Origin of the sequence: Atopobacter sp. AH10 (genome assembly GCF_003664595.1) — a bacterium.
Lineage (GTDB): Bacteria > Bacillota > Bacilli > Lactobacillales > Aerococcaceae > Atopobacter.
Window position 1 is genome coordinate 40,723 of record NZ_QXPZ01000008.1, and the last position, 16,189, is coordinate 56,911.

The window sequence follows — 16,189 nt, forward strand, 5'->3', positions numbered from 1 at the left end:
ATTGACACCTCCTATAGAATTACCAAACGTAAGCGAGCACTTCGCCGCCAACGTTTTTGGCACGGGCTTCTTTGTCAGTGATTACGCCTTCCGAGGTGGAAATCAAGGCAATCCCTAAACCGTTCAATACTTTAGGTACTTCATCGGTCTTAGCGTAAACACGTAGCCCTGGTTTTGAGATACGTTTTAGTCCAGAAATAACACGTTCGTTGTCCTTGGTGTACTTCAAGAACACACGCATTGTGTTTTGTTTGTTGTCTTCTTTAACTTCATAGTTTTTAATGAAGCCTTCGCGTTTAAGAATTTCAGCGATCGCAACTTTCATGTTTGAGCTTGGCACTTCAAATGAAGCGTGGCGAACCATGTTTGCGTTACGAATACGGGTTAAGAAATCCGCGATTGGATCAGTCATCACCATTAACGTTTACCCCCTTATTACTTGATTACCAGCTAGCTTTCTTCAAGCCAGGAATTTGTCCCTTATAGGCAAGTTCGCGTAAGCAAATGCGGCATAGTCTAAATTTACGATATACAGAGTGTGGGCGTCCGCAGCGTTCGCAACGGGTGTACTCTTGTGTCGAAAATTTCTTTGGTTTAAGGTTTTTTTGAACCATTGATGTTTTTGCCAAACTACTCGCCTCCTTATTACTTCTTGAATGGCATACCAAGTTGAGTTAACAACTCAGCTGCTTCTTCATCGGTATTTGCGGTTGTTACAATAACAATGTCCATCCCGCGTACCTTATCAACGTTATCGTAAGAAATTTCTGGGAAGATTAATTGTTCCCGAACCCCTAATGTATAGTTCCCACGGCCGTCGAAGCTCTTCTTAGAAACCCCACGGAAGTCACGCACCCGAGGAAGGGAAATAGAGATTAACTTGTCTAAGAAGTCATACATACGTTCACCACGAAGGGTAACTTTTGTACCGATTGGCATACCTTCACGTAAGCGGAAGCCAGCGATAGATTTCTTAGCAGTTGTAACAACTGGTTTTTGACCAGAAATCAATGTCAATTCGTTAACAGCTTTTTCTAAGTTTTTAGAATTACTTACAGCGTCACCAACCCCCATGTTGATCACGATTTTTTCAACTTTAGGGACTTGCATGATCGAGCTGTATGAGAATTTCTCAACTAAAGCCGGAACAACTGTTTCTTTATACTTTTGGTTTAAACGGTTCATTACTATTTATCCTCCTTCCTCGATTATTTGATAGTTTCACCAGTTTTTTTGTTGTAGCGAACTTTCTTGCCATCTTCGATACGAGAACCCGTACGAGTTGCTTCACCTGTAGCTGGGTCGATCAATTGCACGTTAGACACGTGGATAGCTTGTTCGATTTCTTTAATGCCGCCCATTTGATCAGCTTGAGAAGGGCGCGCATGTTTCTTAGCGATGTTTACGCCTTCGACAATGACACGGTTAGTTTTAGGGAAAGCTTGCGTTACAACGCCTTCTTTGCCTTTATCTTTACCGGCGATTACTTTAACTTTGTCACCTGTTTTGACATGCATGTTAGGCACCTCCTTTAATTAGATCACTTCAGGTGCTAATGAAATAATCTTCATGTAGTTGTTATCACGAAGTTCACGAGCAACTGGGCCAAAGATACGAGTTCCACGTGGGCTCTTGTCATCACGAATGATAACACAAGCATTTTCATCAAATTTGATGTAGGAACCGTCTTTTCTGTGTGCGCCAGAACGAGTCCGAACGATTACAGCCTTAACGACGTCACCTTTTTTAACAACGCCACCTGGTGTTGCTTGTTTAACCGTTGCAACGATTACATCACCAATGTTAGCTGTTTTGCGGCCAGAACCGCCAAGTACTTTAACAGTCAATACTTCGCGAGCGCCTGAATTATCGGCTACTTTTAAGCGAGTTTCACTTTGAATCACTTTGAGTTCCTCCTTCCGTCGTTAATGCTTAGATAATCACTGATTCTTCAACGATTTCAACTAAACGGAAATGTTTGTCTTTAGATAATTTACGTGTTTCCATAATCCGAACGACATCGCCCATTTTAGCTGAATTGTTTTCATCATGAGCTTTGAAGCGTTTGGAGTATTTTACCCGTTTGCCATAAGTTGGATGTTGTTTGTAAGTATCCACAGAGACAATAATAGTTTTGTCCATTTTGTCGGACACAACGCGACCTTGATATACCTTGCGTTGGTTACGATCCATGAGGCTTGTCCTCCTTTTTCTATCTTATTCTATTGTTGATTAAGTTCTTGTTGACGTAATTCGGTTTTAATCCGTGCAATCGATTTGCGGACTTCTTTAATCCGAGCAGTGTTTTCTAATTGACCAGTAGCCAATTGGAAACGCAAGTTGAACAACTCTTCTTTGAACTCTTGTTCTTTCTTAACTAATTCTTGAGTAGAAAGTGCTCTAACGTCTTTAGCCTTCATTCGATTCACCACCCAATTCTTCACGTCTTACGAATTTCGTACGAATTGGCAATTTGTGAGAAGCAAGACGTAATGCTTCACGAGCCACTTCTTCAGAAATCCCACCAACTTCAAATAAGACTTTACCGCGTTTAACTGGAGCAACCCAACCTTCTGGAGCCCCTTTACCGGAACCCATCCGAACCCCGATAGCTTTTGCAGTGTAAGATTTGTGAGGGAAAATTTTGATCCAGACTTTCCCACCACGTTTCATGTAATGAGTCATCGCAATACGAGCTGCTTCGATTTGACGGTTAGTGATCCATTTTGAATCAACAGCTTGAAGACCGAATTGACCGAAAACAACTTCTTTGCCGCCTTTAGCTTCCCCGCGCATTTTACCACGGAATTCGCGACGGTGTTTTACACGTTTAGGTACTAACATGCTTATTTCCCTCCTTCTAGATTTTTCGTAGGCAAGATTTCACCACGATAAATCCAAGTTTTTACTCCTAACTTACCATAAGTGGTATCTGCTTCTTCATGAGCGTAGTCAATATCTGCACGTAAAGTATGCAATGGAACAGTTCCTTCAGAGTAGCTTTCGGAACGAGCGATATCAGCACCGTTCAAACGACCAGATACTTGAGTTTTGATCCCTTTTGCACCTGCACGCATAGAGCGTTGGATAGCTTGTTTTTGAGCGCGACGGAAAGCTACACGGTTTTCTAATTGTTGTGCAATGCTTTCTGCCACTAATTTAGCGTCTAAATCAGGTTTCTTGATTTCGACGATGTTGATATGAACTTTTTTGCCAGTCACTTGGTTAAGAGATTGACGTAGTTTTTCAACTTCAGAACCGCCTTTACCAATTACCATACCTGGTTTTGCGGTGTGAATTGCAATGTTGATGCGTTTAGCTGCACGTTCGATTTCGATACGAGAAACAGAAGCTTCGTTCAATGTCTTGTAGATGTAATCGCGAATCTTCAAATCTTCGTGAAGGTAGTCTGCATATTGTTTTTCAGCATACCATTTTGCATCCCAGTCACGGATGATGCCTACACGCATACCTGTTGGATTTACTTTTTGACCCACTGATTATCCCTCCTCTGATTCTGATACCACAATCGTGATGTGGCTCGTGCGCTTAAGAATTGGTGAAGCTGAACCTTTTGCACGTGGACGGAAACGTTTCATCGTTGGTCCTTCGTTAGCATAAGCTTCAGTGACAACCAAATTCGTCACGTCTAAATCGAAGTTATGTTCCGCATTAGCGATTGCGGAGTTAAGTACTTTTTCAATAATTGGGGAAGCGCCACGACGTTGGTGCTTCAAAATAGCAATTGCTTCGCCGACCTTTTTGCCTCTAATGAGATCGATCACTAAACGAACCTTACGAGGTGCAATCCGGACAGTTTTTGCAGTTGCTTTTGCGCTTGTAATGCGTTCTGCCATTGGTTATTCCTCCTCGTTATCTTACTTTCGTTTTCTTGTCATCGCCAGCGTGCCCACGGAATGTGCGGGTTGGGGCGAATTCACCTAATTTATGTCCTACCATATCTTCTTGGATGTAAACTGGGACGTGTTTTCTCCCATCATAAACGGCAATCGTTTGTCCAACAAAATTTGGGAAGATTGTTGAGCGACGAGACCAAGTCTTAATTACAACTTTTTTGTCGGATTGAGCAGCAGCTTCAACCTTCTTCATCAAATGTTCGTCGACGAAAGGTCCTTTTTTCAAACTACGAGTCACGTTCGTATCCTCCTTCCAGAGTTATCCAGTATCTAATGATTATTTTTTGCGTCCGCGGATGATTAACTTGCTTGAATGTTTCTTCTTGCGACGTGTCTTCAAGCCAAGAGCTTTCTTACCCCATGGAGTCATTGGAGATGGACGACCGATTGGAGCACGGCCTTCACCACCACCGTGTGGGTGATCGTTAGGGTTCATTACAGAACCACGTACTTCAGGACGTTTGCGCATCCAGCGAGCACGACCAGCTTTACCAAAGTTAATCAATTCGTGTTGTTCGTTACCAACAGAACCGATAGTTGCACGGCATGTTGATAAGATTAAACGTACTTCACCAGAGTTCAAGCGAACCATAGTGTATTTACCTTCGTTCCCTAATACTTGAGCACGAGCCCCAGCAGAACGAACTAATTGGCCACCCTTACCTGGTTTTAATTCGATGTTGTGGATAACAGTACCGTCAGGAATATTGCCTAATGGAAGAGCATTCCCTAACTTGATGTCCACATTTTCACCTGATTCAATCTTTTGACCGACTTTCAAGCCTTTAGGTGCGATGATGTAGGTTTTAACCCCATCTTCATAATGAATCAAAGCAATGTTAGATGTACGGTTTGGATCGTATTCAATTGCAGCAACTGTTCCGATCACACCGTCTTTGTTCCGTTTGAAATCGATGATACGGTAAGCACGTTTGTGGCCACCACCTTGATGACGAACAGTGATCTTACCTTGCGAATTACGACCAGCACGGTTTTTAGATGATTCGAGTAACGATTTTTCAGGTGTTGTTTTAGTGATTTCGCTAAAATCATAACCTGTCATGTTACGACGACCGTTAGACGTTGGTCTATATTTTTTAATCGCCACGTGTATCCCTCCTGTTAACTGGTGATTTATTCGCCTTCAGATGCGAATAGTTCGATGTCTTTAGATGCTTCTGTTAAGGTAACAATCGCTTTGCGACGTTTGTTGGTGTAACCAACGTAGCGACCCATGCGTTTTTTCTTCCCACGAACATTCAAAATGTTCACTTTAGAAACTTTTACATCGAAGATTTGTTCTACAGCATTTTTAACTTGAGTCTTAGTTGCACGGGTATCAACATCAAATGTATATTTCTTTTCATCCATTTGGCTCATTGATTGTTCCGTGATGACTGGACGTTTAACAACATCATACACATTCATTATTGAAGCCCTCCTTCTACAGATTCAAGAGCTTGTTTAGTGAAGAGGACTACATCGCTGTGAACAACATCCAATACGTTAACGTCAGATGCTTCGATCACGCGCACGTTGCTTAAGTTACGTGCTGCTAAAGCGGCTGTTTCGTTGCCTTCTTCCAAGACAAGCAAGACTTTTTGAGTTAAGTCTAATTTCTTAAGTAAGTCATTGAAGACTTTTGTTTTTGGTGTTTCATAGCTAAGTTGTTCTAAAACAACAACAGATTGTTCTTGAGCTTTTTGAGATAACACGGATTTCAACGCTAAACGACGAACTTTACGTGGCAACTTGTAGCTATAAGAACGAGGTGTTGGACCAAATACCACACCACCGCCTACCCATTGTGGAGAACGGATAGAACCTTGACGGGCACGTCCTGTCCCTTTTTGACGCCATGGTTTACGTCCACCACCGCTAACTGCGGAACGGTTCTTAACTGCGTGAGTCCCTTGGCGTAAGGAAGCTCTTTGCATGATGATAGCATCAAAGATGACATGTTCGTTAGGAGTAATACCGAAGACTGCATCGTTCAATTCGATTTCGCCTTTAGCTGCTCCATCTTGAGTGAATACATTAACCTTAACCATTACGTGTTATCCTCCTTTCGCGAATTATTTAGCGCCTTTAATGGCAGATTTAATTTGTACTAATGATTTGTTAGGGCCTGGAACATTACCTTTGATTAGGATAACGTTCTTTTCAGCATTAACTGCTACGATTTCCAAGTTTTGGATAGTTACTTGGTGGCCACCCATTTGACCTGGAAGGTTTTTGCCTTTGAATACTTTAGAAGCATCAGAAGCCATACCCATTGAACCAGGGCGACGGTGGTAACGAGAACCGTGAGCCATAGGACCACGAGATTGGTTGTGGCGTTTGATAGCCCCTTGGAAACCTTTACCCTTAGATGTCCCCGTGACGTCAACAATATCTCCAGCAGAGAATGTGTCTACTTTCACTTCTTGTCCAACTTCATACTCGCTAAGCTCGACATTGCTGAATTCGCGAATGAAGCGCTTAGGAGTAGCATTTGCTTTTGCTACATGACCTTTTTCCGGTTGGTTTGCTAAAACCTCGCGTTTATCTTGGTAGCCCAATTGCACTGCTTCATAGCCATCAGTTTCAACAGTTTTAACTTGAAGAACTACGTTTGGAGTAGCTTCGATTACTGTTACAGGAACTAATTCGCCATTTTCAGTAAAGTATTGAGTCATACCAACTTTACGACCTAAGATTCCTTTAGTCATGGTTACACCTCCATTTATTATAATTTGATTTCGATGTCAACGCCGCTTGGCAAGTCAAGCTTCATTAATGCGTCAACAGTTTTTGGTGTTGGGTTCAAAATGTCGATCAGACGTTTGTGTGTCCGCATTTCGAACTGTTCACGAGAGTCTTTATACTTGTGCGTTGCACGAATAACTGTGTATAAAGATCTTTCGGTTGGCAATGGAATAGGACCAGCTACGCCAGCACCTGTTCTTTTTGCCGTCTCAACGATTTTTTCTGCAGATTGGTCTAAAGCACGGTGTTCGTAAGCTTTCAACCGAATCCGGATTTTTTGTTTTGCCATAATGACCCTCCTTCGTCAATTGTTTAGCAATGACTAGCTCCACGTGAATATCCGACTGTGCCCTTCAGTGGCAATGCATCCGGGCGTGTCGCAACCTCCCGCTTCAACGCTCCCCCTCGGTACTTCCTAGGGGGTGTGTGTTCTTCTTCCTTCAGCTCGTCTCTTTTGGTGAGTAACTTCCAGAAAAGACGCACTTCTAGAAATATTTATAGAACAACACTTTTCATATTATACAGATACCCTAGGGACTTTTCAAGGATTAGATCTAAATTATTTCAAGTTTTTTTGTGTTTTTTGCGATGGACTTGCTGTAAGCTCTTTCGGTCAACTAGGCTTTTTTTCATAACCAACTTTCTGCTATCTCCCTCCACTGGATCGGCCTATTGTCGCCAGTTCTCCCACCAGCTATTTTTGCTTTTTTTCTAGTTTCTTCCTTATAAATGGCATTTTTAATTTGCCACTTCAAAGAGGATTTCCGATTTGCCACTTAAAGAGATCTTGATCCCAACATCTGCCCATACTAAAAAGGGCTTGATCCAACATCAAAGCCCTCTTCATTCATCTATGCTATGTGTCCCATTCTACTGATTCTTGACCAAGTTCATCTAGAAGAACTTTTTTAAGAAGCATGCTATGTGTCCCATTCTACTGATTCATCACGCCAAGATCCAACAGGCTATATCTCTTCTTCCTGACTAAAACTTTCCGTTGCCTTTACTGCTCGTTTCCAGCCTTTATATAAACGTTCTCTCTTTTCTTTTGTCATGGCTGGCGTATAAGCTGTAACGCCTTCTTTTAGATTTTCCAAACTTGCCCAGTCCTTAAAGAAGCCAATCGCAAGCCCTGCTAAATAGGCTGCCCCAAGTGCTGTTGTTTCCACATCGTCTGGTCGTTCTATAGGACAGTCCAAAATATCTGCTTGGAATTGCATGAGATACTTGTTGACTGACGCCCCTCCATCTACTTTCAAGACAGGAATAGGCATCCCCGTTTCTTTCTGCATCAGTTCCATGACATCTTTCACTTGATAGGCAATAGCTTGCAAAGTGGCTTTGGCTAAATCGGCATTATTTGTGGCACGAGTCATCCCAAAAATAGCCCCTCTTGCCTTTGAATTCCAATAAGGTGCTCCAAGACCCGTAAAAGCCGGTACCATGTAAATATCATCGTTCGTTTTCGATTCTTGCGCCAGTCTCTCCGTTTCTTTTGCCGTTTCAACCATATGGACACTATCCCTTAACCATTGGACGGCTGATCCAGCGACAAAAATAGACCCTTCTAGCGCATAAGCTATTCTATCACCAAGCTTGTAAGCAATAGTCGTTAAGAGACGATTCTCTGAATACTTTGGACTTGCTCCCGTATTCATCACAATAAAGGAACCCGTGCCATAAGTATTCTTTACCATACCTTTTTCTAAAGCAAGATGTCCAATCAAAGCCGCCTGTTGGTCTCCAGCCATTCCAGCAATAGGGACAGAACCTCCATAAAAATGATAGGGTGCCGTATAGCCATAAACCTCGGAATTCGAGCGTACTTCCGGAAGCATAATCTTTGGAATATTCAATAATTCAAGAATCTCTTCGTCCCACTTCAAGTCATTGATATTAAAAAGAATGGTTCTAGAAGCATTAGTATAATCTGTTACATGCGATTTCCCATCTGTCAATTTCCAAACCAACCATGTATCAATCGTACCAAACAGCAATTCCCCTGCCTCAGCTCGCTCTTGAGCCCCGTCGACATGGTCTAAGATAAAACGAATTTTACTGGCTGAGAAGTAAGGATCTAAAATGAGCCCCGTTTTTTCATGGAAGAATTTTTCGTAACCCTTTGCCACTAACTCATCGATAATAGGAGCTGACTGCCGTGATTGCCAAACGATCGCAGGATAAATAGGTAAACCGGTTTGCTTATCCCACACAACTGTCGTTTCCCGTTGATTCGTTATCCCAATTGCTTCAATTTGTTCTGGCTTAATCCCACTTTGAATAAAGGCCGTCGCAATAACTGATTGAACTGACTGCCAAATATCATTAGGATCATGTTCCACCCAACCCGAATGAGGAAAATGCTGTGGAAATTCCTTTTGTGCAATCGTTATAATTTGCGCTTGTTTATCAAAAATAATCGCCCGAGAACTCGTCGTCCCTTGATCAATCGCCATAATATAAGTTGATGTCGTCATAGGCCTCTCCCTTGCTTTCAATAAGTTATACGCTAGCTTCATTATAACAATTCACTTAGCTAAAGAGCAAGCGCTTACTTTATTGTTCGTAAAGCCTTTTGGATAATAAGCCGAAAAACCCTCTTAGAAGTAGGCATCTTTTTCAAGCGCCTGACTAAGAGGGTCTGATGGATTCAGCTATTTTTCTTTACTATAGTTTGTACTAATCTTGCTATTATTTGGCTATTATTCAGTTCCTTTTAGCTACTATCCATTTCTTTTCAGCTACTAGACGTGCCTTGTGTTATCTTTTAGTCTTTTTTCCCTTTTAAACGTTTCACACAAGCAGCAGCCGCTAGAGAAAGCATTCCCCATAATGTTGATAGAGCTGTTTCTTCACTACCAGTTTGAGGCAAAGTGCCCGAAGCCTTATTGCCTGCAGGAGTTGCCGTAGTGGATTCACTTCCAACTTGACCTTTTTTATGACCAGTTGAGCCATGACTGTTTTGATCTTTTCCAGAAGGCTTGTCCCCATTAGGATTTACTGGCTTTTCAGGATGTTTTTGATCCCCTTTATCTGGCTTTGGCTTTTGCTCATCTCCACCAGGCTCTGGAGTCGGCTTATCCGTTCCTCCTCCTGGCTTCGGTGGCGTTGGTTTCTCGCCATCGTCCGGCTTCGGTGGCGTCGGCTTGTCACCACCCTCATCGTCTGGTTTTGGTGGAGTTGGCTTGTCACCATCGTCCGGTTTCGGTGGTGTTGGCTTGTCGCCCTCATCGTCTGGCTTAGGTGGCGTTGGTTTGCCTCCATCGTCTGGTTTAGGCGGAGTTGGCTTCTCACCGTCGTCTGGTTTCGGTGGAGTTGGCTTTTCACCATCGTCCGGTTTTGGTGGAGTCGGTTTCTCTCCATCGTCTGGCTTAGGTGGCGTTGGTTTGCCTCCATCGTCTGGTTTAGGCGGAGTTGGCTTCTCACCGTCGTCTGGTTTCGGTGGAGTTGGCTTTTCACCATCGTCCGGTTTTGGTGGCGTTGGTTTGCCTCCATCGTCCGGTTTTGGTGGCGTTGGTTTTTCGCCCTCTTCGTCTGGCTTAGGTGGCGTTGGCTTATCGCCCTCATCATCCGGTTTTGGCGGTGTTGGTTTTCCGCCGTCGTCTGGTTTTGGCGGCGTTGGTTTTCCGCCGTCGTCTGGTTTTGGCGGCGTTGGTTTTTCGCCCTCATCGTCCGGTTTTGGCGGTGTTGGCTTATCTCCGTCGTCTGGCTTAGGCGGCGTTGGCTTATCACCATCGTCTGGCTTAGGCGGAGTTGGTTTCTCACCATCGTCTGGTTTCGGTGGCGTTGGCTTGTCACCATCGCCCGGTTTCGGTGGAGTTGGCTTATCGCCCTCATCATCCGGTTTTGGCGGTGTTGGTTTTCCGCCGTCGTCTGGTTTTGGCGGCGTTGGTTTTCCGCCGTCGTCTGGTTTTGGCGGCGTTGGTTTTTCGCCCTCATCGTCCGGTTTTGGCGGTGTTGGCTTATCTCCGTCGTCTGGCTTAGGCGGAGTTGGCTTATCACCATCGTCTGGCTTAGGCGGAGTTGGTTTCTCACCATCGTCTGGTTTCGGTGGCGTTGGCTTGTCACCATCGCCCGGTTTCGGTGGAGTTGGTTTCTCACCATCATCTGGTTTTGGTGGCAACGGAGCTTTCTTCGTCGCTTTCGCTGTAAAGATGTTATTTGTCTTCGACACCGTTAAGCCTTCATTATCTCCATTCCCGGTCCATTGCACTGGCCCTTCGTATCCTTCCGACAGTCTAGTAGCTGGAAAATCGGTTTTTTCTAAGCTTGTGCCTATTTTAACGAGGATTTGCTTATTGTCTGGTTCAAGAGCTTGTATACCTTCTCCTTTTTTATACTCAACAAGGACGGAATTCGACGGTTTCGGCTTATCCTTGTTCTCGGTCGTTATTTCTTGTTTATTTTCATAAACCAGGAGAGTTTGATCCTTAATTTCCAAAACTGATTTATCCGCAAAGGTCACTTTCAACGTACCCTTGAATTCGCCTTTCGCATTACTCGTCCGAGTTGGGCTTGTCGCATCTGTCACCGTGGCATCTTTCAAAGCTTTCTCGACAGCTACTTTTTCTTCTTCCGTCAAGCCCTCTTTCAGACCTAAACCATCCTTCCAAGTGATCGCATCATTCTTGAAGACAGCTATCGTCTTAGCGACTAGGGCAGATTTTTCTTGTAGACGTTCGGCGGTCGTTTTGGCAGTCGCTGAAGCTTTGAATTCTTTATCTTGATCCACTTTTTGATCCTTGTCTGGCGTCCAAGTCAGGTTCTTATAGCCCGCCTTAGCCTTAGCTTGTGGGAATTTGTCCGATGGAACAGCCGTCCCCTTCTTCACTAAGAGTGGCGTGATATTAGTGAAGCCTTCTTCTGCCACAGATGCATCGTCTCGGCTAAAGGTCACCTTGACTCCATCCTTTGGAATAACTTTCCCTGCTTCTGGGTAAGGCGTGCCATTTTCATAAACCAAGAGAGTTTGTTCCTTAATTTCCAAAACTGATTTATCCGCAAAGGTCACTTTCAAGGTACCCTTGAATTCACCTTTCCCATTACTCGTCCGAGCTGGATCTGTCACATCAGTCACTGTGGCATCTTTCAAAGCTTGCTCGACAGCTTTCTGATCTTCATCCGTCAAGCCCTCTTTCAGACCTAAACCGTCCTTCCAAGTGATATCATCGCCCTTGAAGACAGCTATCGTCTTAGCGACTAAGGCAGATTTCTCTTGTAGACGTTCGGCGGTCGTTTGAGCAGTTGCTGAAGCTTTAAAGACAGTATCTTGATCCACTTCTTTGGCCTTCTCTGGTGCCCAAGTCAGATTCTTATAACCTGACTTAGCCTTAGCTTGTGGGAATTTGTCCGATGGAATAGCCGTCCCTTTCTTCACTAAGAGTGGAGAAATGTTTTCGAAACCTTCTGCTTCCACAGACTTATCGTCTCGGCTAAAGGTCACCTTGACTCCATCTTTTGGAATAACCTTCCCATCTTCAGGGTAAGTCGTGCCATTTTCATAAACCAAGAGCGTTTGCTTGTCGATAGAGAGGCTTGAACCATCTTTAAAGGTCACTTTCAACGTACCCTTGAATTCGCCCTCTTTGCCACTCGTCCGAGCTGGGTTTGTCGCATCGGTCACCGTGGCATCTTTCAAAGCTTCCTCAACAGCTGCTTTTTCTTCTTTCGTCAAGCCATCTTTCAGACCTAAACCATCCTTCCAAGTGATAGTATCCCCCTTGAAGACCACTATCGTCTTAGCGACTAAGGCGGATTTCTCTTGTAGGCGTTCGGCGGTCGTTTTGGCAGTCGCTGAGGCTTTGAATTCTTGATCTTGATCCACTTCTTTGGCCTTCTCTGGTGCCCAAGTCATGTTCTTATAGCCTGCCTTCACCTTAGCTTGTGGGAATTTGTTCTCTGGAACAGTCGTCCCCTTCTTCACTAAAATTGGCTTGAGATTCGTGAAGCCTTCTTCTTCCACAGAGTCTTCGTCTCGGCTAAAGGTTACCTTGACTCCATCCTTTGGGATAACCTTCCCAGCTTCTGGGTAAGTCGTGCCATTTTCATAAACCAAGAGGAATTGATTGTCAATCGATAGGCTTGAGCCATCTTTAAAGGTCACTTTCAACGTACCCTTGAATTCACCTTTCCCATTACTCGTCCGAGCTGGGTTTGTCACATCCGTCACTGTGGCATCTTTCAAAGCTTGCTCTACAGCTGCTTTTTCATCTTGCGTCAAGCCCTCGTTCAGGCTTAAACCATCCTTCCAAGTGATCGCATCATTCTTGAAGACAGCTATCGTCTTAGCGACTAGGGCAGATTTTTCTTGTAGACGTTCGGCGGTCGTTTGAGCGGTTGCTGAGGCTTTGAAGACAGTATCTTGATTAATAGTTTCTGAGCTAATATCTTCCTTGCCTGTTTCCTCCTGACCCTTATACCATTTCGGATCTTTGAAGCCTTCTTTTGCTTTTGGTGCCGTAAGAGTAATTCCAGCTTGACTCAAGCTAGATCCCTTAAAGATCGCATAGGTCTTATTGTATTGGGATTGATTTGAATCAGAATTATCATCCGCAATGGACTTGTCGTCTTTTTGAAGGGTCAGCTTGTAGACTTGATCTTGAGGAAGAGGGTGTTTCGAAAGATCTTCCTTGCTTATATCTTGACCATTCTTGATCAGATAGGCTGTTAATACTTCACCATTAGCAATTTCTCCATCTTCCTCAGCCGTCCAAACCTTCCCTTGACTATCTTGCCAATACCAGAGTTTATAATCCTTTTCTACTTCCACATTAGGATAAATATCCTTTTTCCATTTTGTCCCTTTTCGCACAAGGACGGAAATAACCGTGGCTTTCTTTTTTTTGTCAATCACGTCACCCTTATTCAGAGTGGCTTTAGTCCCATCCTCTACCTTGAAGGCAATGATATGGTAATCCTCTTTGTCGATTTCATTCCCCGAGGCGTCTTCTGTAGGAACGTTCTGATCTGTCGAAGAAGTTGCTTGATCAGCATTTTTCGGGGTATAGTAAACAAAGTCATCTGCTTTAAAACGTGCTGTGAAGGTCCTATCCCCATTGACTTGACCCGTTAAGGTAGTCGCTAAAGCATGTTGCCCATTTTGATAGAGGTATTGTTGGCCGTTTTCCTTCCAAGCTAAGAAGTTCCGATCAACGCCATCATGACTAGCATCCCACTTTGGCGTTGGAATGACAAATACTGGTTTTTCATCGCTCGGATCTTTTTTGTAGCCTTTAATTTGATCCCATGTTCTATCTTTTAAGACCCAATACGTGAGGGCTGAACTGTCATTAGATGACCCAATTGAGCCTTTACCAGTCGGATCAAAGGTCACTTTGACATAATCGCTATCTGTTACATTTTGACCAGACCCATTGGCTATTTTCGGCTCTTCTGTGAGCACATAGGCTTTTTCTTCATAAATGGCATGAAATTCTTTCGTGTCTACTGCTTCATCCTTTTTTGAAATATCTTCATTCCATTTATTGAATTTATAGGTCGTGTCAACTTTCTTTTCTTGATCCTTATTTTTATAAATAGCAGGGAGATCCTCATCAAATAAGTCTTTGATCGCCTCTTGTAGGTCTGAGTCCGTCCATTTCAGATCTGCTCTTATATCTAAAACTCTAAGACTTTCTCCTTCTTTAAATTCACCGTCGACCTTCTTTTTACCCAACGTTTCCCCTTTAGCGTTAAAACTTACCCGTTTATAGCCTTGTGGGGGGGCTGGCAATTTATCTTGATCATCCTTTTCAGGGATAAGACACTTTGGACGGTAGGTCAAAAGAATACGAATATGCCCATCATTTGGATCATAGGAGATTAGATAATGATAGAGCTTATCCCCAATGGTCAAATCTCCTTCCTTTTTACCATCAATGGTAACTTCAGTCACATTCGATGGATTGCGCAAGTCAACTTCATTTATAGTATCGGTAATAGAAACTATTTCATCCACGCTAAAAAGCCCTTGTTCTTCCAAATCATCATCGTTTTGTAAATCAAAATCGACATTCTTATTCGGCAAAGTAAGCTCGCATTTCTCTTTAATCTTCACTTTAAACTTGGGCATCGTATCTGTTTCAGAAGGCAAATCGCTACTTTCTAAGTCCTTCCCATAAGCATCTTGATAGCGAACTTCAAATGTCGTTGTGATATCTGGTAATTCTCTCAAGGTCACCTTAAAGGTCAACTTTCCATCCTGACCAGTCGAAGAAGATGAGATAAATTGGACACGCCTTGTCCCTATTTCCGCATAAACTGAGGCTGCTTCTATCCCTACAGTAGGCCAGCCTACATAGGTGGATTTTGTCCCTTCTTTTGTAAATTCAAGAGTCTGCTGAAAATCAACGATTGCAGGATCTGTCTTCGTATATCGGAATTTAACGGTCACTTTCTTATCCGGTAACAAATTCCAATCGAATGGCTTATCGCCAAATCCTTCTGTTTTGAGCTCAACCACGGTATCCACTTGTTGCGAGGGATCACTTCTCAAAGCAGTCAAAACACTTGAGGGAAGTGGACTCCTATCAAGAGAGCTACCCTCATGGCGTTCAAGAAGATTTTCCCTATCATTTACAGGCTGACTGAGAGTTGGACGAGACACTTTATCGACCTTATCACGTCTTTCATTAGACTCCTCGCCCTTGTCCTTTTCATCGTCCTGAGAAGAAGGGTATACTTTATCAGTTATTGGCAAGTCTCCATTAGGATCTTTTTTCTCCTTATCAGATAAAGCTACCCCCCCGCTATTTTCTCGCTTTTCGGATGAAGCGTGAGCGTCACTTTCTTTAGCCGGTTTATTCTCGTCGGATAAACCGTCATTTCTTCTATCTTTCAAAACTTCCGCATTCTCATTTCCAATACCTGCTTGAGAGCCATTTCCTTCCACAGGCTCGTTAGAAACAGGATCTTCCCTACCAGAAGGAGCAAGCTCCTCACTTGCCGAATGGTTTCCTACACGTTCCTCACGAGCTATTTTAGGTTTATTGCTTTCTTCATTTGCTTCTGCTGCCAAGACCAACTGACAAGCACCTAGGCAAAGAATGGTGGTGGTTAAAGTCACCTGCCCCACTCTTTTTACCCATGGATTCAACACTAGCTTTTCTTCAGATCCCTGCTTTAATCTACGTTTTACAAGATCCGACTTATCTTTCTTAATCATCGCAATCCTCCTTACCCCTTTAGACCAGTCATCTATCTTTAGAAGGATGAGATGACTTTCCCCTATTAGACACTGTTTCACCCATTGACGAGATCGACCATAAAGCCTTCCCGTCCTACAAACTCTCCTCGCTTTTTTCCACACAAAGTCCACAGAAATAAGTAACCGCTATCAATTTTATTTTTGCAAATTCTTCTATTTTTATCAATAGATTTAATCTCTTTTTAAAGAATAGTTCTAATTTTTGTAAAGCATTTATCTTCAATCTTCAAAGCTTTGTATACAAAACAAGGAGTCAACAAAGGAAATCTAGAGAATTCACTTTCACTTTTTAGACAGCCCTTGCCTTAGTCAAAAAGTA

18 protein-coding genes are annotated in these 16,189 nt (G+C 43.3%); all 18 read right to left on the bottom strand.

The window, feature by feature from the left end; translation table 11 throughout:
* Positions 1–19: 19 nt before the first annotated feature.
* The 18 genes from rpsH to D3H64_RS02465 all read right to left on the bottom strand — a co-directional run bounded on the left by rpsH (position 20) and on the right by D3H64_RS02465 (position 15,828).
* Positions 20–418, bottom strand: coding sequence for a 30S ribosomal protein S8 (rpsH, locus tag D3H64_RS02380; RefSeq protein ID WP_121564479.1), 399 nt, complete (start codon positions 416–418; stop codon positions 20–22).
* 25 nt (positions 419–443) lie between these two features.
* Positions 444–629, bottom strand: a complete 186-nt coding sequence (locus D3H64_RS02385) for a type Z 30S ribosomal protein S14 (RefSeq protein WP_121564481.1) — start codon at positions 627–629, stop codon at positions 444–446.
* A 16-nt stretch (positions 630–645) separates the two neighbouring features.
* The gene (gene rplE / locus D3H64_RS02390) at positions 646–1,185 is read right to left on the bottom strand and encodes a 50S ribosomal protein L5 (protein WP_121564483.1); all 540 of its coding nucleotides are present in this window, start codon (positions 1,183–1,185) and stop codon (positions 646–648) included.
* Between the two features lie 23 nt (positions 1,186–1,208).
* A complete protein-coding gene (rplX, locus tag D3H64_RS02395; protein ID WP_121564485.1) occupies positions 1,209–1,517 on the bottom strand; it encodes a 50S ribosomal protein L24 in 309 nt (102 codons plus the stop codon).
* 18 nt (positions 1,518–1,535) lie between these two features.
* Entirely contained in the window at positions 1,536–1,904 is a 369-nt protein-coding gene (rplN, locus tag D3H64_RS02400; RefSeq protein WP_121564487.1) for a 50S ribosomal protein L14, read from the bottom strand.
* 28 nt (positions 1,905–1,932) lie between these two features.
* Positions 1,933–2,193 (bottom strand): 30S ribosomal protein S17, encoded by a 261-nt coding sequence (gene rpsQ, locus D3H64_RS02405; protein WP_121564489.1) that lies wholly within the window; start codon positions 2,191–2,193, stop codon positions 1,933–1,935.
* A 29-nt stretch (positions 2,194–2,222) separates the two neighbouring features.
* On the bottom strand, positions 2,223–2,420 hold the full coding sequence (rpmC, locus tag D3H64_RS02410; RefSeq protein ID WP_121564491.1) for a 50S ribosomal protein L29: 198 nt from the start codon (positions 2,418–2,420) through the stop codon (positions 2,223–2,225).
* Positions 2,410–2,844: a 50S ribosomal protein L16 gene (rplP, locus tag D3H64_RS02415; RefSeq protein ID WP_121564493.1), complete on the bottom strand. Its 435-nt coding sequence runs from the start codon at positions 2,842–2,844 to the stop codon at positions 2,410–2,412. Before rplP ends, rpmC begins: the two co-directional genes overlap by 11 nt.
* 2 nt (positions 2,845–2,846) lie before the next feature.
* On the bottom strand, positions 2,847–3,497 hold the full coding sequence (gene rpsC / locus D3H64_RS02420) for a 30S ribosomal protein S3 (protein ID WP_121564495.1): 651 nt from the start codon (positions 3,495–3,497) through the stop codon (positions 2,847–2,849).
* 3 nt (positions 3,498–3,500) lie between these two features.
* Positions 3,501–3,857: a 50S ribosomal protein L22 gene (gene rplV, locus D3H64_RS02425; protein WP_121564497.1), complete on the bottom strand. Its 357-nt coding sequence runs from the start codon at positions 3,855–3,857 to the stop codon at positions 3,501–3,503.
* 16 nt (positions 3,858–3,873) lie between these two features.
* Complete coding sequence (gene rpsS / locus D3H64_RS02430) at positions 3,874–4,110, bottom strand: 30S ribosomal protein S19 (RefSeq protein WP_370448439.1); 237 nt, start codon at positions 4,108–4,110, stop codon at positions 3,874–3,876.
* A gap of 84 nt (positions 4,111–4,194) precedes the next feature.
* Complete coding sequence (gene rplB / locus D3H64_RS02435; protein WP_121564501.1) at positions 4,195–5,025, bottom strand: 50S ribosomal protein L2; 831 nt, start codon at positions 5,023–5,025, stop codon at positions 4,195–4,197.
* A gap of 26 nt (positions 5,026–5,051) precedes the next feature.
* Positions 5,052–5,345, bottom strand: a complete 294-nt coding sequence (gene rplW / locus D3H64_RS02440; protein ID WP_121564502.1) for a 50S ribosomal protein L23 — start codon at positions 5,343–5,345, stop codon at positions 5,052–5,054.
* Positions 5,345–5,968 carry a 50S ribosomal protein L4 gene (gene rplD, locus D3H64_RS02445; protein ID WP_121564504.1) on the bottom strand — a complete coding sequence of 208 codons (624 nt, stop codon included), beginning with the start codon at positions 5,966–5,968 and terminating at the stop codon, positions 5,345–5,347. The genes rplW and rplD overlap by 1 nt, the downstream gene beginning before the upstream one ends.
* Positions 5,969–5,992: 24 nt before the next feature.
* Complete coding sequence (gene rplC / locus D3H64_RS02450; protein WP_121564506.1) at positions 5,993–6,628, bottom strand: 50S ribosomal protein L3; 636 nt, start codon at positions 6,626–6,628, stop codon at positions 5,993–5,995.
* A gap of 17 nt (positions 6,629–6,645) precedes the next feature.
* Positions 6,646–6,954 (bottom strand): 30S ribosomal protein S10, encoded by a 309-nt coding sequence (gene rpsJ / locus D3H64_RS02455; RefSeq protein ID WP_121564508.1) that lies wholly within the window; start codon positions 6,952–6,954, stop codon positions 6,646–6,648.
* Positions 6,955–7,630: 676 nt separating this feature from the next.
* Complete coding sequence (gene glpK, locus D3H64_RS02460) at positions 7,631–9,142, bottom strand: glycerol kinase GlpK (RefSeq protein WP_121564510.1); 1,512 nt, start codon at positions 9,140–9,142, stop codon at positions 7,631–7,633.
* Between the two features lie 290 nt (positions 9,143–9,432).
* Complete coding sequence (locus tag D3H64_RS02465; RefSeq protein ID WP_121564512.1) at positions 9,433–15,828, bottom strand: LPXTG cell wall anchor domain-containing protein; 6,396 nt, start codon at positions 15,826–15,828, stop codon at positions 9,433–9,435.
* Positions 15,829–16,189 lie beyond the last annotated feature (361 nt).